This window comes from Sinorhizobium sp. P24N7 (assembly GCF_042436655.1).
GTDB lineage: Bacteria > Pseudomonadota > Alphaproteobacteria > Rhizobiales > Rhizobiaceae > Sinorhizobium > Sinorhizobium meliloti_A.
On record NZ_JBHMIW010000022.1, the window covers coordinates 17,257 to 41,151 of the forward strand.

21 protein-coding genes are annotated in these 23,895 nt (G+C 64.2%); 5 read left to right on the forward strand and 16 right to left on the reverse strand.

All coding sequences use genetic code 11. The annotated features are described in order from the left end of the window. Positions 1-5 precede the first annotated feature (5 nt). A complete protein-coding gene (locus ACFHWW_RS29625; RefSeq protein ID WP_379942783.1) occupies positions 6-1,163 on the reverse strand; it encodes an OpgC family protein in 1,158 nt (385 codons plus the stop codon). After that, complete coding sequence (locus ACFHWW_RS29630) at positions 1,141-2,772, reverse strand: thiamine pyrophosphate-binding protein (protein ID WP_379942785.1); 1,632 nt, start codon at positions 2,770-2,772, stop codon at positions 1,141-1,143. Before ACFHWW_RS29630 ends, ACFHWW_RS29625 begins: the two co-directional genes overlap by 23 nt. A gap of 100 nt (positions 2,773-2,872) precedes the next feature. Here ACFHWW_RS29630 and ACFHWW_RS29635 point away from each other — a divergent pair, with 100 nt between their 5' ends. After that, entirely contained in the window at positions 2,873-3,670 is a 798-nt protein-coding gene (locus tag ACFHWW_RS29635) for an alpha/beta hydrolase family esterase (RefSeq protein ID WP_379942787.1), read from the forward strand. 20 nt (positions 3,671-3,690) lie between these two features. On the opposite strand, the gene ACFHWW_RS29640 is transcribed toward ACFHWW_RS29635, so the two are convergent. From ACFHWW_RS29640 to ACFHWW_RS29675, 8 genes are all read right to left on the reverse strand, one after another. Beyond that, positions 3,691-4,170 (reverse strand): hypothetical protein, encoded by a 480-nt coding sequence (locus tag ACFHWW_RS29640; RefSeq protein ID WP_379942899.1) that lies wholly within the window; start codon positions 4,168-4,170, stop codon positions 3,691-3,693. Between the two features lie 66 nt (positions 4,171-4,236). Continuing rightward, entirely contained in the window at positions 4,237-5,553 is a 1,317-nt protein-coding gene (locus ACFHWW_RS29645) for a tetratricopeptide repeat protein (protein ID WP_379942789.1), read from the reverse strand. Next, positions 5,550-5,801 (reverse strand): hypothetical protein, encoded by a 252-nt coding sequence (locus tag ACFHWW_RS29650; protein WP_324764424.1) that lies wholly within the window; start codon positions 5,799-5,801, stop codon positions 5,550-5,552. Before ACFHWW_RS29650 ends, ACFHWW_RS29645 begins: the two co-directional genes overlap by 4 nt. A gap of 81 nt (positions 5,802-5,882) precedes the next feature. Next, positions 5,883-6,461, reverse strand: a complete 579-nt coding sequence (locus ACFHWW_RS29655; RefSeq protein WP_160167969.1) for an RNA polymerase sigma factor — start codon at positions 6,459-6,461, stop codon at positions 5,883-5,885. A gap of 183 nt (positions 6,462-6,644) precedes the next feature. Beyond that, the gene (locus ACFHWW_RS29660) at positions 6,645-7,505 is read right to left on the reverse strand and encodes a shikimate dehydrogenase (protein ID WP_275599561.1); all 861 of its coding nucleotides are present in this window, start codon (positions 7,503-7,505) and stop codon (positions 6,645-6,647) included. An 82-nt stretch (positions 7,506-7,587) separates the two neighbouring features. Further along, positions 7,588-8,604 carry a TRAP transporter substrate-binding protein gene (locus ACFHWW_RS29665; RefSeq protein ID WP_102761510.1) on the reverse strand — a complete coding sequence of 339 codons (1,017 nt, stop codon included), beginning with the start codon at positions 8,602-8,604 and terminating at the stop codon, positions 7,588-7,590. Positions 8,605-8,664: 60 nt separating this feature from the next. Then, entirely contained in the window at positions 8,665-9,945 is a 1,281-nt protein-coding gene (locus tag ACFHWW_RS29670) for a TRAP transporter large permease subunit (RefSeq protein WP_379942793.1), read from the reverse strand. Positions 9,946-9,955: 10 nt separating this feature from the next. Next, entirely contained in the window at positions 9,956-10,519 is a 564-nt protein-coding gene (locus ACFHWW_RS29675) for a TRAP transporter small permease (protein WP_275599560.1), read from the reverse strand. Positions 10,520-10,817: 298 nt separating this feature from the next. Between ACFHWW_RS29675 and ACFHWW_RS29680 the strand changes: the two genes are divergently transcribed. Both ACFHWW_RS29680 and aztD read left to right on the forward strand, forming a co-directional pair. Then, on the forward strand, positions 10,818-11,480 hold the full coding sequence (locus ACFHWW_RS29680; protein ID WP_379942901.1) for a TetR/AcrR family transcriptional regulator: 663 nt from the start codon (positions 10,818-10,820) through the stop codon (positions 11,478-11,480). A gap of 224 nt (positions 11,481-11,704) precedes the next feature. Beyond that, positions 11,705-12,940, forward strand: coding sequence for a zinc metallochaperone AztD (gene aztD / locus ACFHWW_RS29685; RefSeq protein WP_379942795.1), 1,236 nt, complete (start codon positions 11,705-11,707; stop codon positions 12,938-12,940). Between the two features lie 24 nt (positions 12,941-12,964). Here aztD and ACFHWW_RS29690 read toward each other — a convergent pair whose 3' ends face one another. Continuing rightward, positions 12,965-13,822, reverse strand: coding sequence for a sigma-70 family RNA polymerase sigma factor (locus tag ACFHWW_RS29690; protein WP_100671016.1), 858 nt, complete (start codon positions 13,820-13,822; stop codon positions 12,965-12,967). After that, positions 13,822-14,295, reverse strand: a complete 474-nt coding sequence (locus ACFHWW_RS29695) for a carboxymuconolactone decarboxylase family protein (RefSeq protein WP_102761515.1) — start codon at positions 14,293-14,295, stop codon at positions 13,822-13,824. The genes ACFHWW_RS29690 and ACFHWW_RS29695 overlap by 1 nt, the downstream gene beginning before the upstream one ends. 534 nt (positions 14,296-14,829) lie before the next feature. On the opposite strand from ACFHWW_RS29695, the gene ACFHWW_RS29700 reads away from it, so the two are divergent. Continuing rightward, positions 14,830-15,804 (forward strand): C45 family peptidase, encoded by a 975-nt coding sequence (locus tag ACFHWW_RS29700; RefSeq protein ID WP_379942798.1) that lies wholly within the window; start codon positions 14,830-14,832, stop codon positions 15,802-15,804. 45 nt (positions 15,805-15,849) lie between these two features. On the opposite strand, the gene ACFHWW_RS29705 is transcribed toward ACFHWW_RS29700, so the two are convergent. The 4 genes from ACFHWW_RS29705 to ACFHWW_RS29720 form a co-directional block, all read right to left on the reverse strand. Beyond that, positions 15,850-17,355, reverse strand: a complete 1,506-nt coding sequence (locus ACFHWW_RS29705) for a tripartite tricarboxylate transporter permease (protein ID WP_275599555.1) — start codon at positions 17,353-17,355, stop codon at positions 15,850-15,852. A 12-nt stretch (positions 17,356-17,367) separates the two neighbouring features. Further along, a complete protein-coding gene (locus ACFHWW_RS29710; RefSeq protein ID WP_100671026.1) occupies positions 17,368-17,829 on the reverse strand; it encodes a tripartite tricarboxylate transporter TctB family protein in 462 nt (153 codons plus the stop codon). 205 nt (positions 17,830-18,034) lie between these two features. Next, the gene (locus tag ACFHWW_RS29715; protein ID WP_100671028.1) at positions 18,035-19,012 is read right to left on the reverse strand and encodes a tripartite tricarboxylate transporter substrate binding protein BugD; all 978 of its coding nucleotides are present in this window, start codon (positions 19,010-19,012) and stop codon (positions 18,035-18,037) included. Between the two features lie 230 nt (positions 19,013-19,242). Continuing rightward, positions 19,243-20,073: a pseudouridine synthase gene (locus tag ACFHWW_RS29720; RefSeq protein ID WP_379942801.1), complete on the reverse strand. Its 831-nt coding sequence runs from the start codon at positions 20,071-20,073 to the stop codon at positions 19,243-19,245. 147 nt (positions 20,074-20,220) lie between these two features. Between ACFHWW_RS29720 and ACFHWW_RS29725 the strand changes: the two genes are divergently transcribed. Then, complete coding sequence (locus ACFHWW_RS29725; RefSeq protein WP_379942803.1) at positions 20,221-23,838, forward strand: hydantoinase B/oxoprolinase family protein; 3,618 nt, start codon at positions 20,221-20,223, stop codon at positions 23,836-23,838. The last annotated feature ends 57 nt before the right edge of the window (positions 23,839-23,895 follow it).

Genomic DNA, 23,895 nt, shown 5'->3' on the forward strand with positions numbered 1-23,895 from the left:
CTCCTTCACGCCGTCCACGGCGCCCGCTTGAACCAGGCCGCCACGTAGGTTGTCGCCACCAGAATTGCGAAACCGGCGAGATTGGCAGTCGCGACCGCCAAGGCGCCGCGCCCGGAATGGTCAAGAGCGATGCCGATGAGTTGGGCGACCACCATGCCCGTCATGAAGACCGGAAGGGATTGCTGGCCGACCCTGATCAGGATCGCTGTCAGCGGCCGGACCGCCGGATGATGAAGCCGCGCGCCTTTTTCGCCGACGACCAGCATGGCGATCTGCGCAAGGGCCAGAAAATGGACCAGCCGCAGGATACCGAAATCGGTCTTGCTCGTGAGCGGGCCGATCGCCTGCGCTACCTCCCGGAAGAAGGGCGAAGCCGAAAGGATCACATGCCAGGCGAAGGGAACGGTGACGACGACAAAGGCGAGCGAAGTGATCAACAGCTTGCGGCTCCCGACCGGCAGCTTCACCGTCCCGCGCATGAGGAAAAAGCCGAGGAAGAAAATGAGCTGCCAGCCGAACGGGTCGAAGAACCAGGGACGGTCGCTCCAGGGCTCGGCCTGGAGATGAGCGAGGCCGAACTGAGCCGACAGCCACAACGCCGCCATCAGGAAGAAGGGCAGCCAGGCGGCGACGCGCTCGGCGATGAGCATGACCGGCATCAGCGCCAGGATCACCATGTACATCGGCAGGATGTCGAAGTAGTTCGGCACATAGGTGAGCGTCATCAGGCCGATGAGCAGTGGTCCGGGATCTTCGAAGAAGCGGACGAGGTTGAGGCTCTGGATATAGGAGGTGCCGTCAGGCTTGTGCCCCGCCGCCGCCATGATGGTTGCAACCGTCAGGAAGACGGCGATATGCGCCCAATAGATCTGCCAGCACCGGTGAACCACGCGCGCGGTCAGGAGCCCGAAACCTTGCCGGTCGAACAATCTGCCGAAGGCGATCGCCGAGGCCATGCCCGAGAGGAAGACGAACATCTCGGTCGCGTCGGAAAAGCCGAAGCGCGCCGGTATCCAGAGCGCCCAGGGATCGTTCGGCACATGCGCAAGAAGGATGATCAGCATGCCGATGCCACGGAAGACATCGAGCCGCGGATCGCGGGCGCGCTTGCCCGCAATGCCTGAAGCCGGCAGCGTCAGTTCAGAAGGCGTCTTGGTAAGCATCCGCATCAAACCGGCAACTGATGAGAGTGAAGGTCGAGCGGCTTTCGGCCGCCCTGAGTTCGCGCTGCAGGGCAGGGGCATCGTCGACATTGACGCCGTAACCGCCGAACCCCTCGGCAATCCTCGCAAAATCGGTCTGGCCGAGCGCGACGCCGGCGGGCGCGAGCCCGCTTGCCCGCTGCTTCAGGGCTATCAGGGCAAGGCTGCAGTCCTGGAAGACGACGACCGTCAAGGGAAGCGCCAGATCCCGGAGCGTTGCCAACTCGCCGAGCCCCATCTCCAGGCCGCCGTCCCCCATGACCGCTATGACGCGTTGCGACGGATCGGCCACCTTCGCGCCGATCGCCAGCGGCAGCGCGGCGGCCATGGTGCAGAACCCCGCCGACTGCAGGAGCGAGAGCGGGCGCCGGCAGACCCATTTCTGGGAAAGGAGTATGCGGTGGGCGCCGCTGTCCACCGTCACGAGGGCGTCTGATCCGGCCACTTCGTTCAGCGTTTCGATGATCGCATGCGGCCCCCATGCGTGGGGAGCGCGAAAGATTCGCTTCAGTTCGTTCGCGGCCCTTGCGGGTTCCTGTTCAGGCCATGACGGATGGCCGGCAACCGTCTCCGCGAGCACTTGCACCGTTGCTGCCGTATCCGCAACAAAACGGGAGCCGCAGTGATGCATGGCATGGTCGGGGGCCGCTGCCGTCAGCTCGACGATGCGGGCGGAATCAGCTGCATCGAGCCAGCCGAGACGCATTTCGATCGGATCGTAGCCGACCATCAGGACGAGGTCGGCCTCGTTGAAAAGGGCGAGCAGGACCCGGTCCGCCGCGGGCGAGAGCCCGGCCGCACCGAGCGAAAGCGGGTGCGTTTCATCGATCAGGCCCTTGCCCTTGTAGGTTGTGACCACGGGGGCCTCGATCTTCTCCGCCAGAAGGCGGATGGCCTCTCCGGCTCCCTCGCGGGCGGCTTCGAAGCCGGCGAGGATGATCGGTCTGCGGGCCGCATCCAGGCATCTGCCAAGGCTTGCGACAGCCCCGTCGTCGGCGCCGACCGAGGGGCGACGGACGGTCGGCGGCCCGACGATGCGAGGGGCTGGATCGTCCATTGCCGCTACCGCCGGCGAGAGGTCGAGATGCACCGGTCCCATCGGTTCCGCCCTTGCGATGGCGAGTGCCCGCGCAACCGTGGAAGCGGCGCTCTCCGGCTCGACTTCTAATCTCGCCTTGACGATCGGTCGGAGGAGAGCGGCGTGGTCTATCACCTGATGTGTGTAGCGCGCCCGCGTCGAGCGATCGACGACACCCGAAAGTACGACCAGCGGAACGCGTTCCTGCAAGGCGTCCGCAATGCCGTTGACTGCATTCGCAAGGCCCGGTCCGACCGTGGTGACCAGGATGCCGAGCGCGCCGCTCGAAATGCTGGCGCCGGCAGCCATCGAGGCTGCGGCCGTCTCGTGGCGCGCCAGTTGAAAGCGAATGCCGGCCCTTTCGAGCGCATCGACAAGCGTCACCACCTCGCCGCCCGGCATGCCGAAAGCATGCCGGGCGCCATGCGCGTGCAGGGTTGCGGCAATGGTGTCGGCTACTCTCGGAACAGGTCTTTCGCGGCTTTCATTCATGGGGTCGAATACCTTTCGCGACGACGTGAGCGGACGTGAAATTGTTGGCTCGCGGAAAAGGCGCTATGTCTACGGCTGTCCCGCCGACGGAGATCAACGCATGCGCATCGCTCCCCCGGCCGTTCTGGCCGCAATCTGCCTTCTTACGACGGGAACCGGCGCCGTCGCCTGCGGAGGCTCCGTCCCATGCCCCGTCGAAGGCGGTTCTTACCGGATCGAAATGCCCGAGGGGGGCAAGCCCAAGGGCGCCTATGTCTTCTTCCACGGCTATCGCAGCTCCGCGGAACTGCAGATGCGGCATCGGGCGCTGGTCGACACCGCGCGCCGGCACGGCCTGGCCTTCGTCGCGGTGGACGGGGTGCAGGGAACCTGGTCGCATCCGAATGCGCCGGGGCACTATCGCAATGAAGCAGCCTTCGTGCGCCGGGTTCTCGACGACCTCGACAAGCGTTTCGATTTCGACCGTTCCAACACGCTGGTCGGTGGCTTCTCGCAAGGTGCCTCCATGGCCTGGTACAGCCTCTGCCGTTCCGGCGACCGGCTCGCAGGTGCCGTCACCTTTTCCGGCGTCTTCTGGAACCCGCTTCCGAAACCTGAGGACTGCGTACCGGACCTGCCGCCGATCATCCACTTCCATGGCCGGCAGGATGGAACCTTCCCTCTCGCCGGAAAAGCGATCGGGAGCAGGTTCCATCAGGGAGATACGTTCAAAAGCGTCGCTTTCGCGCGTGAGGCCGCCCGGTGCGAGGGAGATGTCGAGACTATCGAAGTCGCCGACCTTTCCTGCACCGTGACCGTCGGCTGCGTACGCGGTGAGGTGACGCTCTGCCTCTACGACGGGGGACATCAGGTGAGGCCGGAATATCTCGACAGGGGCCTGACGCGACTCGGATTCTGAACGATGGGCGCTGCTGATGGTCATTTCCCGCTCTCGCGCCAGTCGACCACAAAGGCAACGACGACGCCGAAGAGGAGGTGGCCGGCGAGCGACACCCAGGTCAGCGGTATGAAGCCGAGGAAGGCGGGAAGTCCGGCGATGAGGTGCGCCATCACGTAGAGCGCGAATATCCAGAGGCCGGTCCCGAAGCCGAGCGCGGTCAGGATCAGGGGCAGTCCGGGCAGAATGAGCCGCTGAAGCGGACGCGCGATGAAGAGATAGCCGATCGGATAGAAGACGACGCCGACGACCGCATGGATGGCTTCCGCCAGGAAACGGTTCTGGAAGCCGAAGACGCTCTGGACGAGAGCCGCCGGCTCGAGCGGGCCGCCGACCAGCATCGGCGTGATGACGCGGGCCCAGAACTCCCAGGCGAGATCGGCGGCAAGGCCGGCGAGAACGATGGTGGCGAGCAATCTTGCGGAAACTGTCGGGAAAAGCGCCTCCCGCCGGGCAGTCATCGTGTGCATGTCGGTATCTCCGATACTGGTGGGGTGAACAGGCGTCCTGTGTCACGGCTTCTCGTTTCACAGGGAGGCATGGGTCTCGATGGAGCCCAGCAGCCGGTCCTCGACTTTGAGGTGGCGGCGCACGCTGCAGATGCGCGAGAATGCGGCCCTGTCGCCGTTGGCACCGGCGGCCTTGGCAAGGGCGAGGACGAAGAAGTCGCGTTGCGCATTGCTGCCGCCGATCTTGGGCAGGTCGGCGAGGATCGCGTCGAGCGAGCGGCGATCCCTGCCCGTCGACAGCCCCGCGATGATGCGGGCAAGGGGCAGCCCGACATCGGCCGCGACGCGCGCCTGCTCGCCGGTGCCTCCGGCCTTCAAGGCGAGTTCCTCGACCATCTCTCGCACGCTGTCGGTTTCGCCGAGGGCGACCAGGGCCGCGAGCGTGTGCAGGGCGGCAAAGACGAGAGTCGTGTCGCGGCGCCGGCTCAGCGCCGTCTCCGCCAGGTCCGACCAGCGCGATCCGACATCGACACCCGTCTGGCCGAGGCGCCAAAGAAGCGAAACGGCATTGGCCATGTCGCGGAAATCGTCGGTCTGCCGCGGGCGAACCTCGTCGTCGTAGATTCTCAGGACCTGATCATGGTCGCCTTGCTCCAGATGCAGAAGCGCCAGATGCCAGGCCATGTGGAAGGAGAAATTGTTGCACCGGGTCCAGGACGCCCGGCCGTGTTCCAGCCAGTTTATCCCCTTCGCCGCCTCTCCGCGCATCTCGTAGACGTGCGACACGGCGTGGCGACCCCAGGCATCATCGGGCTCCAGTCCGACCGCTTGCCGGCCGACCTCCTCGGCCGCATCGTAGAAGCCGAGCTCTTCGAGCGCGAAAGCGTGGCAGCCGAGCATGAATCCGGCAGCCGGCGTGTCCGTGCTCCACTGTTCCATGACCCGGGAACTGGCCGACAGCATGCCGGCAGCATCCCCCAGCATGAACCGCAGCGCATGGGAGATCTTGAACGGTAGAAACGTTGTCGCCCGCTCGAAAAACCCGTCATCGAGCAGTCTCGCCGCTTCGGAGAAGGAGCCGCTGACCGCTCTGTCCAGAGACTCGACGAGAATTCGCTCGTCACGCGTGCCGCCGTCACGGCTGGTCATCGCGCGCCTTGCGGCGATCAGCGCCTGCCCGGCCGGGGCGACGAGTTCCGATCGGGCAAGGATCAGGCTTGCAAATCCCTTGAGCGCGAGCGCCGCCACGTGCCCGGGATCCGCCTGCAGTGCCGCATCTAGCGCTGCACCCGTCGTCGGACGGTGGGCAGCCAGGCCGTAGACGGCTTGCTCGAATGCGGTCTGCGCCTCTTCGCTCGTCGTGCTGGTGGAAAGATTGAAGGCATCCAGTCTCATCGCTTCGGCTCCTGTGCAGGACCTTCGCGATCAGGTGCAGTCAGGCCGAGCTTCGCATAGAGATCGCCTGGAACGTCGTCGTCCAGGCTGGCTGCGGCAAGCCTCGTGGCGATCTTCATGCCCCGCACATAAGTGCGGCAATTTCGGCACTGCAGGAGATGCAGGGCGACCAGCAGGTTGGTTCGCTTCGAGCCGTCCCGGCTGACGAAGTCGCTGGCAAGATCCGGTATTTCCCTGCACTTCAGCATATTGCTCGTCTCACGATGAAGAACCTGATCGGGTCCTTCCCGTGAGACCGGCGAACTGGCCGGACGTTACAGGACAGGGGGTCACGCTTTCGTGAGCGCTGTCCGGTCGCCGGTCAATTGCGTCTCGATCTCGTCGCGGATGCGCGTACGTGCCCGATGCAAAAGGGTCCGCTGGTTTTCGGGAGTAAGGTCCAGGAGGCGGCAGGTTTCCGCAGCGTCTGCCCCTTCGACGTCGCGCATCACCAGGACCGCCTTCTGAGCAGGCGGCAAGCGATCGATCATCTGCCGCACATGCTCCCAGAGATGGCGCCCGGCGACGATCCGCTCCGGCGTGAGACCATCGAAGGAGACCGGCGCCTCGCTCCAATGGCCGCTTTCGTCGAATCGGCTGCGCAGCGTCTGCTCCGGATCCCGCCCCGGGTCTTCCCCCTTTCCCAATGCGGCATAGCGGCTCTCGCGCTTCGCGTGGTTCTTCGCCTTGTTCAGGAGGATGGAAATGATCCAGGTGGAAAGGGCCGATCTGCCTTCGAAGGACCCCAGGTTGGCGATGACGGCGAGCCAGGTTTCCTGGGCGACTTCCTCCGCGACGGCCCGGTTCCTGACGATGCTGTCCGCCAGCCTGACCAAAGCACCGTGGTGCCGTGCGATCAGCTCACTCATCGCCTTCTGGTCTCCCCTGCGGAGGAGGCTCAGAAAATGTTCGTCTATGCTGAACTTGACGGCGAACGCCGCCGCCGATAACCAGAATGTAAGCCCCATCACAACCGCCCGTTGCCCCGCGCCTCCTTGAATGACACGCTACACAAGCCGGTCGTCAAATGAAACCTGCGTGACCGGGCGCCTTCAGGCGGTCATCGCCCTGAAGTGGCCGAGCATCCGCGCCGCGTCGGGTTCGAGCCCGGTGAACAGCCGAAACGCGCCGACCGCCTGGAACACCGCCATGCCGCCGCCGTCGAGCGTTTTGCAGCCACGCCGCCGGGCCTCCCCGAGAAGCGCCGTTTCCAGCGGAAAATAGACGATCTCGGCGACCCAATGGCTTCGCGAAAGAAGCTCCGCGTCGAGCGGCAATCCGGGATATTTCGCCATGCCGGTCGGCGTCGCGTGGATGAGGCCGGCGGCATTTCCCATTTCCGAGGGGAGGTCGGTGCCGGCTGCCACCTCGGCTTTCGGAAAGAGAGGGGAGAGCATCCGGGCGAGCGCCTGCGCGCGGCCGGCCTCGCGGTCGAAGACGACCAGCCGCTGCAAGCCGAGCGAGAGCGCGGCATAGGCCGTGGCGACCCCCGCTCCGCCGGCGCCGAGCTGCACAGCGCAGGAGAGGTCGGCATCCGGCAGGCCGCGCCGGAAGCCTTCGGCAAAACCCCACCAGTCCGTATTGTGGCCGTAACGCCGTCCGCTTCTGAGGACCACCGTGTTGACGGCGCCGAGTTGCCGCGCCTCGGGGGCGAGCTCGTCGAGATAAGGAATGACCGCCTGCTTGCAGGGATGGGTGATATTGAGCCCGGCAACCCCCCGCCGCTCGGCGTCGGCGAGCAGGCGCGGCAGGTCCTTCTCGCTCGCCCCCAGCACGTTGAGATCGATCAGCTCATAATCGTAGCGAATGCCCTGCGCCGCACCTTCCGCCATGTGCATCGCCGGCGTCAGCGATGCCTGGATGCCCGCGCCGATCAGGCCCACCTTCAAGGATCTTACAAGCGTTTCGGTCATGCGTCGGGTTCCGGTTGTTTCGGTTTTCGGCTGCGGCCACGGCGCGCCGGCCCGCCCGGTTGCGGGCGGACCGGCATGACGATCACTGGCCGCGGGCGGTGCCGATTTCCTTGAAGAGCGCCTCGACCGTCTCCTGGCCGATATCGGCACTGAACTTCTCGATCATCGGCTTGACGGCATCGCGCAGTTTCTGCGTTTCCTCGGGGCTCAGTTCGCTGACCTCCATCCCCGTCTTGCGGATCTCTTCGAGTGCTGCGGCATCCTGCTCGCGCGAGACCTTGCGCTGGAAGTCGCGCGCTTCGACGGCTGCCTGTTGCAGTACGGCCTTCTCCTCGTCATTGAGGCCGTCCCAGAACTTCTTGCTGACGAGCACGATCTGCGGATTGTACTGATGACGGGTGAGCGTCATGTACTTCTGCACCTCGTAGAATTTTGCGTTGATGATGTTGGCGGACGGATTCTCCTGGCCGTCGACCGTTCCCGTTTCGAGCGCGGTATAGAGCTCGGTATAGGGGAGCGGCACCGCATTGGCGCCGAGCGCGTTGAAAAGCTCGACCGGGATTGGCGACTGAATGGTGCGGATCTTCAGGCCCTTGATGTCTTCGAGCTTGGTCACCGGATGCCGGTTGTTGGTCAGGTTGCGGAAACCGAGCTCCCAATAGGCGAGGCCTACGAGCCCGGTGTCGGGCAGGCGTTCCATCAGGCCGGTGCCAAAGGGACCGTCCATCACCTTGTCCGCCTCCTCGCCGCTGTCGAACAGGAAGGGGAGGTCGACCGCGCCGAACTCCTTGACATTGCTCGCCAGAATGCCGGCGTTCAGCACCGTCATCTCGATGACGCCGCCCTGCAGCGCCGAAACGGTCTGCACGTCACCGCCGAGCGTCCCGCCCGGGAAGAGCTTCACCTCGATTTTGCCGCCGCTCTTCTCCTTCACGAGCTCGGCGAATTTCTCCATGCCGGTCACCTGCGGATGACCCTTGTTGTTCGCCGAGGCGAATTTGACCGTCTGATCGCGGATTTCCGCGAATGCCGGGCCCGCCGTCATGAGTGCCAGTGGCACCGCCAGGCCCAATGCCATTTTGGTCAGTCTGTCGAACATGTTTTCCTCCCAGGTTGGGCCGGTATCGTGCCGGCCTTGTTGACAGTCGAAAATCGCGCGTCAGCGTCCGAACCAGGAGACCGGAACGGTCACCAGTTCAGGGAACAGGACGAGCAGGAAAAGAACGATCAGTTCCGCGAAGAGGAAGGGCATCACGCCCTTCATCAGATTCTCCATCGAAAGCTTCGACACGCCGCAGATGACGTTCAGGACGGTGCCGACCGGAGGGGTGATCAGGCCGATCGAGTTGTTGATGATGAAGAGGACGCCGAAATAGACCGGATCGATGCCCGCCTGTTTGATGACCGGCATCAGCACCGGCGTCATGATCAGGATCGTCGGCGTCATGTCCATCGCGGTGCCGACGATCACGATCAACACCATGATCGCGATAAGCAGAGCCGTCTGGTTGCCCATCAGGGGCTCGAGGAGTGCGGCGAGCGCGCCGGGAACGTCGGCAACGGTGATCAGCCAGGCCGAAACCGCCGCGCAGGCGACGAGGAACATCACCACGGCGCTGATCTTGGCGGCCGAGACGAAGACGTGGAAGAGTTGCGCCGGCGCCAGTTCGCGATAGACGACCATCGAAACGAAGAGCGAATAGACGGCGGCGATGACACCCGCCTCCGTCGGCGTGAAGACGCCGAACTTCAGACCGACGATGATGATGACGGGCAGGAAAAGCGCCCAGAGGCTGTCGACGAAGGCCCTGAGCCGCAGCCTGCCGCTCTGCCGCGGCGGCAGTTCGAATTGCTCCTTGCGGGCGACGATCAGCCAGGTGATCGAAAGCGCCGCGGCGATCATCAGTCCCGGGAATATGCCGGCGAGGAAGAGTTTGGTGATGGAGACGCCGCCGACCACGCCGAATAGGATGAAGCCGATCGAGGGCGGTATGATCGGGCCGATGATCGAGGCGGAGGCGATGAGCCCGCCGGCGCGCGCCGGGTCGTGGCCGCTTTTCAGCATCATCGGCAGAAGCAGCGCGCCGAGTGCGGCCGCATCGGCGACCGCCGAACCGGAAAGACTGGAGAGAATGCAGGCCGCGAAGATCGCGACGAAGCCGAGCCCGCCGCGGATATGGCCGACCATGGCCATGGCCAGTGCGACAATGCGACGGGAGAGGCCGCCCGTATTCATGACCTCGCCGGCAAGCAGGAAGAAGGGAACGGCCATCAGCGGGAAGCTGTCGGCACCGTTCAGCACGTTCTGCGCCACGATCTGGGCGTCGAAGAGGCCGAGATAGAGCATCAGCGCCACGCCGCTCTGGATGAGGGCGAAGGCGATCGGCACGCCAAGAGCCATGGGTCCGAGAAGGGCGCCGAGGAAGATGGATACGGTCATCGCCGCCTCCTCAATGCTTCGCCGAAAGCGGACCGAGTGCGGGGGCGGAAAGGTCGTCCAGTGCTGCTTCGTCTTCGCTGTCGCGTACGAGATCGGTCGTGGTCACGTCGATGCGGCCGGTCGCGATCGCGAAGGCATCGGCGAGCAGGATCAGGAAGGCCGGAATGCCGAAGGCGAGGCCCGCACCGTAGAAGAAGGCCATGGAGATGCCGGTCGCCGGCGCGCCGACATGGAGGTTGATCAGCGTCTGGGTCCAGCTGCCGCTGATCACCAGCCAGATTGCAAAGAGCATCAGCGCGTGGCCGCAGAGCACGGCCGCCTTCGCGGCGCGCGGCGGCAAGCGCTTGATGAGCGAGTCGACGCCGAGATGGCCGTGCTCGCGCATGGCGACCACGGCGCCGAGAAAGGTGAGCCAGACGAAAAACATCCGCGACAGCTCCTCCGACACCGTTATTCCCTGGTTGAAGGCATAGCGCAGCACGACATTGCCGAAGACGAGAACGACCATGCCGGCAAGCAGCAGCGCGATCGTCACCTTCAACGCGAAGAAATAGAAATCGATGATGCGGCTCATCCGCTCCTCCCAAGCGACAGGCGAGCGACAGCCCAAGGCGCAGACCTGTCGCAGGCTTCTCCTCCCAACCAGGCGGTCGCCCGGAGCCCTCCACCACGCTCCTTCGTGGCGTTCGGCATGTCTCGTTGCAAAATGTACTAACTAGTTCGGAAAATCAATCCCGCGAGGTTGAAAGGGTTCGGCAAGGTGATATGTCTTGATCCATCGTTCGGGAGGTCCGTGGTTCGACCGCCGCCTTGCTTCGGCAAATTGGATCGGTAAACGGCTTGAGGGAGAGCGGGGGAGCAGCGCGGTGAAAATGGCGGAGCGGCAGGCAAACGGCAGGAAGAACGATCCGCAGCGGACGCAGGACGACATCCTCGAAGTCGCGACGGAGGAGTTCTCCACCCATGGCCTCGCAGGCGCGCGCGTCGATCAGATCGCCGAGCGCACCCGCACGTCGAAGCGGATGATCTATTATTACTTCGGCAGCAAGGAAGCGCTGTATCTCGCCGTCCTCGAGCGGTCCTATCGCAAGATCCGCACGCTGGAGGCCGACCTGGAGCTTGCGAACCTGCCTCCGGAAGAGGCACTTCGCACGCTGATCGCGACCACCTTCGACCATGACGAGGCCAATCCGGACTTCGTCCGTCTGGTCAGCATCGAAAACATTCATCGCGCCGCCCACATGCTGCGCTCTGATGCGATCCGCGACCTCAACGTCTCGGTGATCCAGATGATCGACGCGATCATCGAGCGCGGCCTTGGCGACGGGACCTTCCGCCGCAAGGCCGACCCGATCGACGTGCACATGCTGATCAGCGCCTTCTGCTTCTTCCGCGTGTCGAACCGCTACACCTTCGGCACGATCTTCCGTCGGGACCTGTCGGAGCCCGAGACGATCGCGCGGCATCGCACGATGATCGCCGATGCCGTGGTGAGCTATCTGAAGGGCGACGAGCCCGGCGCGGCGCTTCGCTAGATCCTCTCCGTTTTCATTTCTGCGATCAGCAGGGGAGCGAGGGCGAAAAGCATTCGCTTGTAGCGTTCTCGGGATTGACAGGCACGGCTTTGGTAATGTTATTACGTCGCTATCGAGTAATGTAATAACATAGCGACTCCGGGAATATCCGCTGCGCGATAGGCCCGGCCGTGCCGACGGACTGCGCGGACGAAAACTGTTTCAAAACAAAGAAAGGACCCCCCATGACATTGTCTCTCACCCGGGCCCGCCTGATGGCAGCAGTGGCGACCGCTTTCGTCCTGGCCGCACCCGGCGCACGCGCGGATGATCATGAGACGAAGGAGGCCTGGCGCCTGTTCGTCGCCGATCACACGCAGCCGGTGGTACGCGCCATCGACTTTTCGGACGGCAAGGAACTGGGCCGCTACGACACCAAGGGATATGCAGCCCTGACGGTCAGCGCATCCGGTCAGACGGTCTTCGCCGCGCAGTCGGAAGAGGACATCGTACACGTTATCAAGACCGGCATCGGGTTCTCGGATCATGGGGAGCATCGCGATCTGGAAGTCTCCGATGTGGCGCTTCTCCCGGTGGCGCTCGAGGGCAAGCGCCCCGCCCATGTGGTGCCGCATGGCGATCACGCGATCATTTTCTACGATCGCGGCGGCAAGGCGGACATCGTCGATGAAGCCGCACTTCTCGAAGGCAAGGCGCAGGTCAGGACCATCGATACGACCAGGCCGCACCATGGTGTCGCCGTGAGCATGGGGCGCCACGTCCTCGTCTCGGTGCCGGACACGGAAATCGAGCCGAAGCCGGACGAACTGCCGCCGCGCGTCGGCGTGCGTGTGATCGACGAGAAGGGCGGGCAGATCGGCGAGATCAGCAAATGCACCGACCTGCATGGCGAGGCCACATCAGCCCGTCTCGTCGCCTTCGGCTGCAAGGAAGGGGTGCTCGTCGCCCGCCCCGGCGGTATCGACGGGCCGAAGCTCACAATGCTTCCCTACCCCTCGGATTTCCCGAAGGGTCACACCGGCACCTTGCTCGGAGGCAAGGCGATGCAGTTCTTCCTCGGCAATTACGGCGACGATAAAGTCGTGCTCATCGATCCCGACAGCAGCGAACCGTATCGGCTGATCACGCTGCCGACCCGGCGGGTCGACTTCCTCCTGGATCCTGCAATGCCGGCCAATGCCTACATCCTGACGGAAGACGGCGACCTTCATGTGCTGGACGTGATCAAGGGGGAAATCCTCCGCAAGGGCAGGGTCACCGAGCCATACAGCAAGGACGGCCATTGGCGTGATCCGCGCCCGCGCCTGGCGGCAGCCGACGGCCAGATCGTGATCACCGACCCGCGACACGCTCTCCTCCGGGTGATCGATGCAGAGACTCTCAAGGAGACCCGCACGATCCCCATCGAAGGTCAGCCCTTTGCGATCGTCGCCGTCGGCGGTTCGGGCGCCTCGCACTAATTTCGAGCGGCTTTCACGTCGGGCTCAGTGCAGGTGCCTCAGCTTGTCGGGGTTCCTTACGACATAGATCGCAGCGATTTTGCCGCCCTCGATATCGAGGGCGGTGGTCTGGATTTCGCCGTCGGCTTCCATCGTGATGAAGCCGGGCAGCCCGTTGACGAAACCGATGCGCAGCAGTTTCGAGCCGTTCGCCCGAAAAAGCGCAGCCAGCTTCTCATGGACCTTCATAACGGCATCAAAGCCGACGATCGGCATGATCGCTGCCGAGCGCTTGCCGCCGCCGTCCGCATGGATGCTGACATCGGCCGCGAGCATCGCGCCGAACGCGTTCATGTCCCCGCTGCGCGAGGCCTTGAAGAAGGCCTCCGCAAGCTGGAGGCCGCGTTCCTTCTCGACGTGAAAGCGAGGCCTTGCCTCCCGGACATGCGAGCGTGCGCGGGCGGCAAGCTGCCGGCAGGCGGCGGCGTCGCGCTGGATGGTCGCCGCGACCTCCTCGAAACCGAGCCCGAACACGTCGTGCAACAGGAAAGCTGCCCGCTCGAGAGGGGACAACCGCTCCAGCGCCAGCATCAGCGGCAAGGTGACGTCTTCCTCTTCCTCCTCCTCCACGACGGGATCGGGAAGCCAAGGCCCCACATAGGTCTCGCGCTGGCGCCGAGCCGATTTCAGCTGATCGAGGCAGAGCCGGGTGACGGTGCGGCGCAGGAAGGCCTCCGGTTCGCGCACCGCGGCGCGGTCGGCCCCCATCCAGCGGATGAAGGCCTCCTGCACCATATCCTCGGCGTCGGCAACCGAGCCGAGCATGCGATAGGCGACGCGCATCAGCTTTGGACGCAGCGGGTCGAAACTCGCTGCCGCATCCGCTTGCGTAGCCTGTGTCATCAGGCGACCGCCTTCTCGGCGATTGTCTTTGCGGCTGCCGGTTCGACCCACAGGCCGAAGCCCACGGCGAGGCGGTTCCACCCGTTGATGACATTGATCATGAGCGTGAGCTTCACCTGCTCCTCCTGCGTGAACTCGGCCTTCAGCGCCTCATAGGCGGCGGCGTGAGTATGGCCCTCCGACAGCCGCGTCAAAGCTTCCGTCCAGGCGAGCGCAGCGCGCTCGCGGTCGGTATAGCACGGCGCCTCGCGCCATGCCGAGAGCAGGTAGATCCGCTGCTCGCTCTCGCCCTTGGCACGCGCCTCCGTCGTATGCATGTTGATGCAGTTTGCGCAACCGTTGATCTGCGAAGCGCGGATCTTGACGAGCTCGATAAGGCTCGACTCGAGGCTCGAAGCGATCGTGGTCGAGATGCTGAACCAGCTCTTCATCAGCGAAGGGGCGGCGGCAAAGGGATCAAGTCTGGCAGTCATGGTCGGTCTCCTTTTGTTGGTTCCGACACCATGACGAGACAGCGTCCGCCGGTGTGACATCGATGCGAAATTTTTTGTGCGTGGATCGAACTTTTACTGTTCCAGCGAACCGCCGGAGTTCCTCGTATCGTCCGCCCCGGGAGCCATCACGCCAATCCCGAAGGGTTCGAAGTGCTTCAGATTCCTAGTGACCACGACCAGGTCATGGACTTTCGCTGTGCCGGCGATCAGCGCATCGGCCATGCTGGGACTGTGACCGGCCGCGACCGCGATTGCTTCCAGTTGGCCCGATATCGGAGGAATTCAAGGGTCGATCTCGGGCTCGGCCACGCGGCGGGAAGACGACGACGGCGGCAACCGCGATCTTGATGGCCGAGAGGACAACACAGGTGCGATCGCGGCCGCCGAGCCGTGTGCGATAGGCGACGCGCGAAGAACCGTCGCCGGTGCTTCGCTGGATGTCTCCGCGGGTGGAAAGCGGGCATCAAGGCTGCGTTGCCAAGCCAATCATTCCGTCCTTATACTCCTCGGGCTATGGAGAAGACCTTCGTCGCGGCGCAAGAGGAACGGCCTGGGGAAGCTTGGCTTTCGCGGTTTGCCGCCGGTCGAGCCGAGGCGGAGAGCTGGTATTTCGGGCGGGCCCGACGAGCATCGGGTCCGAGCGCCAAAGAATGTCGCGAGGCCTTACGGCAGTACATGCCGGAACTCGTTCCTCACTATGAGCACGCCTGCGCTCTCGTTGGAGATGATGAGGTTGCTCATCGGATGCTCAGTCACTTTCGACCCGCGCCGGATGCTTACGGCTGCAGTCAATCTGTCTGGCTCGGGGAAGGGGGCCCGGCACTGATCCGCAATTTCGACTATCCGCCGAGTGTCGCCTCCGATCGTTTCGAAATGACCCAGTGGTCCGGGACGAAGGTGATCGCGAAGGCGCAACGCCCTTGGGGAGGCTGCGTGGACGGGATGAATGAGGAAGGACTGGCCGCAAGCGTTACTCTTGGGGGCGGACGTTCTCAGGGCAAAGGGTTCTCGATCATCCTCGTGATCCGCTACGTGCTGGAAACCTGTCACCGGGTCGAGCAGGCTGTCAAAGCTCTATGCCGAATACCTGTGGCGCTCGCGCAGAACGTCACCGTACTGGATAGTGCCGGCAATTATGCCACTCTGTTCCTCGGACCGGGCCAGCGCCCGATCATTACGCGCCTGAAGGCATGCGCAAATCATCAGCGGGCGGCACGACCGTCATCATTCTCGGTGGCTCGACAGCAATTTATTCTGCAAGCACTAGAGGATCCTTCCATGTCGCTGGAGAAGCTGACGGATGGCTTCCTTCGGCCGCCGCTTTATTCCGTGAGCGGCCCCCATCCCACCCTCTACACAGCCGTCTATCGACCTGCAAAAGGCAGAGTAGACTATATCTGGCCCGGGAAACGCTGGTCTCAGTGTTTCGAGGATTTCCAGACAGGCGAATACACGCACACCTTCACCGATCGATTTCCCGGTCAGTGAGCGGGCGCATGGGGCCATGCGCCCGGTGCACCAGACCGATCCGGTTCAATCCTCCTCGACGAAGACCTGCTCGCGCTTTTTCTTGATGCTCGGCAGGAAGACAACGACGAGCACGGCGAGGGCGATGAGGAGCAGGGTCGCACTGATCGGCCGGGTGACGAAGGTCGTCGGGTCGCCGCGCGAGAGGATCATGGCGCGCCTGAGGTTTTCCTCGAGCAGGGGGCCGAGCACGAAGCCGAGGAGCAGCGGCGCCGGTTCGCAGCGCAGCTTCAGGAGCAGGTAGCCGACAAGGCCGAAGAAGGCGACGGCGTAGAGGTCGTAGACGTTGGAGTTGACGCTGTAGACCCCGATTGAGCAGAAGGCCATGATGATCGGGAAGAGCACGAAATAGGGGATCTTCAGGAGTTTCACCCAGAGACCGATCAAGGGCAGGTTCAGGACCACCAGCATCAGGTTGCCGATCCACATCGAGGCGATGATGCCCCAGAAAAGCGCCGGCTGCTCCACCGCCACGTTCGGGCCGGGTACGATGCCCTGGATGATCATCGCACCGATCATAAGCGCCATCACCGGATTTGCCGGAATGCCGAGGGTGAGCAATGGAATGAACGAGGTTTGCGCGCCGGCATTGTTGGCGCTTTCAGGTCCGGCGACACCCGCGACAGCGCCGCGGCCGAATTCCTCCGGCCGGTCGGAGAGGCGCTTCTCCACCGTGTAGGAGGCGAAGGCGGCGAGGATCGCGCCGCCGCCGGGCAATACGCCGAGCGCCGAGCCGATGGCCGTGCCGCGCAGGACCGGAGCGACCATCTGCCTGAAGTCCTCGCGCGTCGGCATCAGATCGGTGACCTTCGCCATCAGCACTTCGCGCGTCTTCTCGCTTTCGAGATTGCGGAGGATTTCGGCGATACCGAAGACGCCGACCGCCAGCGCCACGAAATTGAGGCCGTCCGAATATTCCCGAATGCCGAGGGTGAAGCGCGGTGTGCCGGTATAGATATCGGTGCCCACGAGGCCGAGAAGCAGGCCGAGCGCCACCATGGCAAGCGCCTTGATGACCGATCCGTGCGCAAGCGCGACCGAAGAGACGAGGCCGACGATCATCAGCGAGAAATATTCCGCCGCGCCGAACTCGAGCGCGATCTCCGTCAAAGGCGGCGCGAAGAGCGCGACCAGGAATGTCGAGACCGTGCCGGCGAAGAACGAGCCGAGCGCCGCGATCGCGAGCGCCGTGCCGGCGCGGCCCTTGCGCGCCATCTGATAGCCGTCGATGGCGGTGACGGCAGAAGAGGATTCGCCGGGCATGTTGATCAGGATCGCGGTGGTCGATCCGCCATATTGAGCGCCGTAATAGATGCCGGCGAGCATGATCAGCGAAGAGACCGGCTCAAGCTGGAAGGTGATCGGCAGCAGCATGGCGATGGTCGCCGTGGCGCCGATGCCGGGCAGCACGCCGATCAGGGTTCCGAGGAGTACGCCGATCAGACAGAAGAGCAGGTTCGCCGGCGAGGCGGCTGTGGCGAAGCCGAGGGCAAGATTGCTGAAGAGTTCCATCGTCGCCGACTCCTAGAACCGGGTCCACGGGCCGAACCGCTCGAAAGGCAGGTTGAGACCGTAGCTGAAGACGCCGACCGAAAAGATGGTCAAGGCAAGCGAGAGAGCGATCGCCCAGAGCGGCTTCATCCGGCTGGAGGCGAAACAGGCGATCAGCGCCGTGAAGAAGAGGGAGGGGACGAAGCCGAGGCCGCGCACCGTCAGCCCGAAGAAGATCGGCGCCGGCAGGATGAAGACGATGCCGCGGATGGCGATCGGCCCCATCGGCTCGCCGTGAACGCGCGCCGATTGCACCAGGATGATCAGACCGAGCAGGATCAGCACGGCGGAGAGAACCAGCGGGAAATAGCCGGGGCCCATGCGGAAGGCGGTGCCGAGCTCGAGCCCGAGCGACTGCCAGGCGAAGAACAGCCCGACGGCCGTCAGAATGCCGCCGCACAGCGCGTTGGTCGTGTCGAAAGAGATGGATTTCATCGTTTCCCCATTATTTCCGTGAGTGCCGATCCCTTTTCCGAGGAGCGTGCCGCACCGGTTTTTGGCGAATATCTTCGCATGTTCTGCTGGCTGATGCATGTCGCCCGAAAGTGGGAAGCCGAGGCATCGCCTGTTGACAGCTGTCAACGCCGGTGCGGGCGCATTCTCGCTAGGCGCCCGCACGGATTGAAGGCCTGACGCGCGATCAGTCGGCGTACTGGCCGGCGGCCTCGATCACCGGCTTCCAGCGGGCGATCTCGCTTTCGAGCTTGGCCTTCAGCGCCGCTGGGGTTGCGTCGGCTTCGCTCGACGGCTCGGTGCCGAGTTCGCCGAAGCGGGCAACCACGTTCTCGTCCTTGAGTGCCTTCTGCAGCGACTTGGAGAGGCGGTCGGTGACTTCGGCCGGCGTGCCCTTCGGCGCATAGATGCCGTGCCAGATGCCGACCTGGAAGCCGGCAAGGCCCGCTTCCTCGGCGGTCGGCAGATCGGGGAAGATCTTGAGGCGCTGCGGCGAGGTCACCGCATAGGCCTTGATCGTGCCGCCCTGGATCTGCTTCGTCGTGTTCGTCGTCTGGTCGCACATGATGTCGACCTGGCCGCCGAGCAGGTCGGTCATCGCCGGGCCGGTCCCTTTGTAGGGCACGGTCGTCAGCGGCGTTTCGATCGCGCTCATGAACATCATGCCGCAAAGATGCGACGCCGCGCCGATGCCGGCATTGGCGACCGTCACCGTGTCCTTGTTCGCCTTGACGTGTTCGATCAGGCCCTTGAGGTCGGTCGGCTCGAAATCCTTGCGGGCAACGATGGTCATCGGAACTTCGGTGACGAGGCCGACATATTCGAAGGCATTCAGCGTGTCATAGGCGAGCTTGCGATAGAGCGTCGCGCTGGTGGCCATGCCGATGTGATGCAGAAGCAGCGTGTAGCCGTCAGGATCGGCCTGAGCGACGCGGCCGGCACCGAGCGTCCCGCCGGCGCCGCCGACATTCTCGACGATGATCTGCTGGCCGAGATCCTTCGACATGGACTCGGCGACGAGGCGGGCCACCGTATCGGTCGGGCCGCCGGCCGAGAACGGCACCACCATGGTGATCGTGCGCTCCGGATAGGTTTGGGCGTTCGCCGAAGCGGCAAAAAGGGAAACGGCGGCGGCTGCGCCCAGAAGCGCGTTAAGGATTTTCATCTTTTCCTCCCGGATGAAATTATCGACCAGCCGGCATGGTTCCTCCCGCCGGTTCTGGGTTCACCCATTAGCAGGCCGGATTTTAGCACAGACAACCGCTGCCCGACGCCGTTTCATGCATTTACCGACCATCGGCGCGTCAAATGGGTGGATTTGGAAACAAAAGCGCCTGTCGATGGGTGGATTTCGGGACATCGGGCTTGTCGCCCCGGCAGCCGGGGAAAGCCCCGTCAGAGCCCAGTGCGGTGTCTGAGATAAACGATCTCCGCCTCCGTCAGCGGCCGGCTTGCTCCCTTCGGCAGGTCGCCGAGGCTTATGTCGCCGATCGAGACGCGCAGGAGACGCAGGCACTCGAAGCCGAGCGCGTCGAGCATGCGGCGGATCTGACGGTTGCGTCCTTCGTCAAGCTCCACCTCGATCCAACTGTTCCTGTCTCCGCTTTTCAGGAGTTCGACCCGCACGGCGCGCAGCAGTTCGCCACCCTCCGTAACGCCTTCCAGCATCCGTGCGGCCATGGCCTCGCCGAAAATGCCGCGCACCTGAACATGGTATACCTTGCCGAGATGGGTCTCCGGATCGAGCAGACGCTGCGCCAGCACCGTGTCGTTGGTGAAGAGCAGAAGCCCTTCGCTGGCCTTGTCGAGCCTGCCGACCGGCGAGAGGGACGGGACGTCGACATTGTCGAGGCAGCTGAAGACAGTCGGCCGGCCCTCGGGATCGTCGCGGGTGGTCACGAGGCCGCGCGGTTTGTTCAGCATGATATAGACTCTGGCTTGCGCGGCGATGACGGTTCCGTCGACGGCGATCCTGTCCGTTTCGATGTCGACCCAATGGGAGAGATCCGTGATCTTCCGGCCGGCGACGCTGACACGCCCCTCGGCGATCAGCTTTTCGGCCTGCGTCCTCGAGCAGTAGCCGAGCTTGGAGAGCGCCCGGGCGAGCGTCACCCGCTTGCCGGGCAGTTCGCCGGCTTTCGCGCCTCCGATCCGCCTTTTCGCCGTAGGGTGGCGCTGTTTCACCTTTTCCGCCTCCGCGCTGTTGGATCGTGCCTCCTCTGACATAAATGGCGGTGCGAGGCCAGAGATCCGGCAGAGGTATAGGCGCCCTTTTCGATGGTGGCGCGCCTCTTCTTCCCTTGCCTGCCGATCGTCGCCGGCCCATAAAAAGCGCCCATGGAAGCGGCGGGCGGAATTGTGGAGGAACTGGAGATGAGCGTGACGGGAGCTTGGGATTTCTGGGTGGATCGCGGCGGTACCTTCACCGACGTGGTCGGCCGCGATCCGGCGGGCGCCTTGCACGCGCTGAAGGTCCTTTCGGAAAATCCCGGCGCCTATCGCGATGCGGCGGTCCACGGTATCCGGCAGCATCTCGGCCTCGGCCCCCGCGATCCGGTTCCGGCGGGCGTGGTCGGCGAGGTCAGGATGGGCACGACGGTTGCCACCAATGCTTTGCTGGAGCGCAAGGGCGAGCGGCTGGCGCTCGTCACGACGCGCGGCTTCCGCGATGCGCTCAGGATCGGCTATCAGGAACGCAAGAAGATCTTCGCCACCGAGATCATCAAGCCCGAGGCACTCTATTCGGAGATCGTCGAGCTCGACGAGCGGGTGCTCGCCGACGGCACGATCGAGCGGCCGCTCGACGAGGCGGCAGCGGGCCGGGCGCTCGAAGGCTTGAAAGCCAATGGCTACGGGGCGGTCGCCATCGTCCTGATGCACGCCTACAGATATCCCGCCCACGAGGCGATCGTCGCCCGCATCGCGCGATCGATGGGATTCGAGCAGGTATCCGTCAGCCACGAGGTCTCGCCGCTCGTCAAATATGTCGGCCGTGGCGATACGACCGTGATCGACGCCTATCTCTCGCCCGTGCTTGGACGCTATGTGGCGCAGGTTTCGGAAGAGCTGGACGTCGCCCGGTCCGGCGCCCGGCTCATGTTCATGATGTCGTCCGGCGGGCTTACGGCGGCGGAGATGTTCCAGGGCAAGGATGCGATCCTCTCCGGACCTGCGGGCGGTGTCGTCGGTCTGGCGCGGACGGGCGAGGCGGCCGGATTCGGCCGCGTGATCGGCTTCGACATGGGCGGAACCTCGACCGACGTCGCCCATTTTGACGGCGAGTACGAGCGCGCCTTCGAGACCGAGGTTGCCGGCGTGCGGGTGCGAGCGCCGATGATGCTGATCCACACTGTTGCCGCCGGCGGCGGCTCGGTCCTCCATTTCGACGGCGAGCGCTTCCGTGTCGGTCCGGATTCGGCCGGCGCCAATCCCGGTCCCGCCTGTTACCGCAACGGCGGGCCGCTCGCCGTCACCGATGCCAATGTCATGCTCGGCAAGCTATTGCCGGAACACTTTCCGGCGATCTTCGGGCCGGAACAGAATCTGCCGCTCGACGTGGAGACCGTGCGCGAGCGTTTCGTCGCGCTAGCGGCCGAGATCGGCGACGGGCGGAGCCCCGAGGACGTCGCCGACGGCTTCATCCGCATCGCGGTCGCCAATATGGTTGAGGCGATCAAGAAGATTTCGGTGAGCCGCGGCTATGACGTGACGCGCTATGCGCTCAACTGCTTCGGCGGCGCCGGCGGGCAACACGCTTGCCTGGTCGCCGACGCGCTCGGCATGAAGAGTATTCTCCTGCACCCGATGTCGGGGCTGCTCTCGGCCTATGGAATGGGCCTTGCCGACATTCGCGCGACGCGGCAGAAGGCGCTCGGGGCCAGTCTCGACGAGGCCGCGCCGAGGGCGCTTGCCGCACTTGCCCGGGCACTGCAATCGGAATGCCTGACGGAACTCGAGGCGCAGGGGATTTCCCGTGAGCGGATACGCACACATTTGCGCGCGCATATCCGCTATGCCGGAACCGACACGGTGCTGCCGGTGGAAGCGACCTTCCCGGATACGGACGACCAGGCGCGGCTCCGCGCTGAATTCGAGCGTCTGCACAGGCGCCGCTTCGGATTCGTCGCCGAAAACAAGGCTTTGGTGATCGATGCGGTCGAGGTCGAAACGGTCGGCGGCGGGGCTGCGGAAATGGAAGCGGAAGGTCTTGCCGTGACGGCCGGAGATGTCGCCCCGAACCGGCGGACCCGCTTCTATTCGCAGGGTGCGTTTCACGACGCTCCGGTGGGGCTGCGTTCGCAAATCAGGCCCGGCCAGAAGCTCACCGGGCCTGCAATCATCATCGAAGCCAACCAGACGATCGTCGTCGAGGACGGCTGGCAGGCGGAACTGACGGCGAAAGACCATATCGTCCTGAGGCGGATCAAGGCGCTGCCCGAGCGCGCCGCGATCGGCACGAAGGCCGATCCGGTCATGCTGGAGATCTTCAACAATCTCTTCATGTCGATTGCCGAGCAGATGGGCGTGACGCTGCAGAACACCGCCTATTCGGTCAATATCAAGGAGCGGCTCGATTTCTCCTGCGCGGTCTTCGACAACAGGGGAAATCTGGTCGCCAATGCGCCGCATATGCCGGTGCATCTGGGCTCCATGGACGCTTCGGTCGCGACCGCCATCCGTGAGAACCCGGTCATCCATCCGGGCGATGTGTTCCTGATCAATGCGCCCTACAACGGCGGCACGCATCTGCCGGACCTGACGGTCTGCACGCCGGTCTTCGACGAGGAGGGCCACGAGATCCGCTTTTGGGTCGCAAGCCGCGGTCACCATGCGGATATTGGCGGTATCTCGCCGGGCTCGATGTCGCCGCTGGCCACCAATATCGAAGAGGAAGGCGTCTATATCGACAACTTCAAGCTCATCGACCGCGGCCGCTTCTGCGAAAAGGAACTGGAGAGCCTGTTGAACGGAGCGCGCTATCCGGTGCGCAACATCCTCCAGAACGTCAACGATCTCAAGGCACAGGTCGCGGCCAACGAGAAGGGGGTGGCGGAACTCACGAAGATGATCGCGCAATTCGGAGAGGATGTGGTCGAGGCCTATATGGGCCACGTCCAGGATAATGCGGCCGAAAGCGTGCGCCGCGTGCTCGACCGATTGCCGGACGGCGAATTCTCCTACGAGATGGACCAGGGCTGCCGGATCGTCGTGAAGATATCCATCGACCGCGAGAGCCGGGAAGCAACGGTCGATTTCACCGGAACGTCGCAACAGCGCTCGGATAATTTCAACGCGCCGGAGCCGGTGACGCGTGCCGCCGTGCTCTATGTCTTCCGGGTGCTGGTCGAGGCCGACATCCCGATGAATGCCGGCTGCCTGAGGCCTATCCGCATCGTCATTCCGCAAGGCACCATGCTTTCGCCGCGCTACCCGGCGGCGGTCGTCGCCGGCAATGTAGAGGTCAGTCAGGCGGTCACCAATTGCCTCTTCGGCGCCGTGGAGGCGCAAGCCGCCGCGCAGGGAACAATGAACAACCTGACTTTCGGAAACGCCGACTACCAGTATTACGAGACGATCTGCTCCGGCGCGCCGGCCGGCCCCGGCTATGACGGCGCCGATGCGGTTCACACGCACATGACCAATTCGCGCCTCACCGACCCGGAAATCCTGGAGACGCGCTTCCCGGTCGTGCTCGAAGACTTCCATATCCGCAAGGGCTCGGGCGGGCGCGGCAAGTGGTCGGCGGGCGACGGTACACAGAGGACGATCCGCGCGCGCGAGCGGCTGGACTTCGCGATCCTTTCCGGCCACCGCCGCGTCCGGCCCTTCGGCCTGAAGGGGGGCGAGGCGGGGGAAACCGGCCGCAACTTTGTCCGCCGCAATGACGGCCGCATCGAAGAGCTGCCGGGCTCGGCTCATACGGTGCTCGAGGCGGGCGAGACTTTCACCGTCGTGACGCCGACGGGCGGAGGTTATGGGAAGGCTTCGTAACGTCAAAGCTTCACGGATCGCCCCTCTCTCCCGGTTATGACGGAAAGGGGATCCAAG

What these genes read in the sequence shown, in the direction of transcription:
- ACFHWW_RS29720 (WP_379942801.1), bottom strand. Translation starts at nt 20,073, where the DNA reads ATGTCAGAGGAGGCACGATCCAACAGCGCGGAGGCGGAAAAGGTGAAA.
- ACFHWW_RS29630 (WP_379942785.1), bottom strand. Translation starts at nt 2,772, where the DNA reads ATGAATGAAAGCCGCGAAAGACCTGTTCCGAGAGTAGCCGACACCATT.
- ACFHWW_RS29725 (WP_379942803.1), top strand. Translation starts at nt 20,221, where the DNA reads ATGAGCGTGACGGGAGCTTGGGATTTCTGGGTGGATCGCGGCGGTACC.
- ACFHWW_RS29675 (WP_275599560.1), bottom strand. Translation starts at nt 10,519, where the DNA reads ATGAGCCGCATCATCGATTTCTATTTCTTCGCGTTGAAGGTGACGATC.
- ACFHWW_RS29700 (WP_379942798.1), top strand. Translation starts at nt 14,830, where the DNA reads ATGGAGAAGACCTTCGTCGCGGCGCAAGAGGAACGGCCTGGGGAAGCT.
- ACFHWW_RS29670 (WP_379942793.1), bottom strand. Translation starts at nt 9,945, where the DNA reads ATGACCGTATCCATCTTCCTCGGCGCCCTTCTCGGACCCATGGCTCTT.
- ACFHWW_RS29660 (WP_275599561.1), bottom strand. Translation starts at nt 7,505, where the DNA reads ATGACCGAAACGCTTGTAAGATCCTTGAAGGTGGGCCTGATCGGCGCG.
- ACFHWW_RS29665 (WP_102761510.1), bottom strand. Translation starts at nt 8,604, where the DNA reads ATGTTCGACAGACTGACCAAAATGGCATTGGGCCTGGCGGTGCCACTG.
- ACFHWW_RS29650 (WP_324764424.1), bottom strand. Translation starts at nt 5,801, where the DNA reads ATGCTGAAGTGCAGGGAAATACCGGATCTTGCCAGCGACTTCGTCAGC.
- ACFHWW_RS29625 (WP_379942783.1), bottom strand. Translation starts at nt 1,163, where the DNA reads ATGCTTACCAAGACGCCTTCTGAACTGACGCTGCCGGCTTCAGGCATT.
- aztD (WP_379942795.1), top strand. Translation starts at nt 11,705, where the DNA reads ATGACATTGTCTCTCACCCGGGCCCGCCTGATGGCAGCAGTGGCGACC.
- ACFHWW_RS29680 (WP_379942901.1), top strand. Translation starts at nt 10,818, where the DNA reads ATGGCGGAGCGGCAGGCAAACGGCAGGAAGAACGATCCGCAGCGGACG.
- ACFHWW_RS29640 (WP_379942899.1), bottom strand. Translation starts at nt 4,170, where the DNA reads ATGACTGCCCGGCGGGAGGCGCTTTTCCCGACAGTTTCCGCAAGATTG.
- ACFHWW_RS29695 (WP_102761515.1), bottom strand. Translation starts at nt 14,295, where the DNA reads ATGACTGCCAGACTTGATCCCTTTGCCGCCGCCCCTTCGCTGATGAAG.
- ACFHWW_RS29705 (WP_275599555.1), bottom strand. Translation starts at nt 17,355, where the DNA reads ATGGAACTCTTCAGCAATCTTGCCCTCGGCTTCGCCACAGCCGCCTCG.
- ACFHWW_RS29635 (WP_379942787.1), top strand. Translation starts at nt 2,873, where the DNA reads ATGCGCATCGCTCCCCCGGCCGTTCTGGCCGCAATCTGCCTTCTTACG.
- ACFHWW_RS29655 (WP_160167969.1), bottom strand. Translation starts at nt 6,461, where the DNA reads ATGAGTGAGCTGATCGCACGGCACCACGGTGCTTTGGTCAGGCTGGCG.
- ACFHWW_RS29710 (WP_100671026.1), bottom strand. Translation starts at nt 17,829, where the DNA reads ATGAAATCCATCTCTTTCGACACGACCAACGCGCTGTGCGGCGGCATT.
- ACFHWW_RS29715 (WP_100671028.1), bottom strand. Translation starts at nt 19,012, where the DNA reads ATGAAAATCCTTAACGCGCTTCTGGGCGCAGCCGCCGCCGTTTCCCTT.
- ACFHWW_RS29645 (WP_379942789.1), bottom strand. Translation starts at nt 5,553, where the DNA reads ATGAGACTGGATGCCTTCAATCTTTCCACCAGCACGACGAGCGAAGAG.
- ACFHWW_RS29690 (WP_100671016.1), bottom strand. Translation starts at nt 13,822, where the DNA reads ATGACACAGGCTACGCAAGCGGATGCGGCAGCGAGTTTCGACCCGCTG.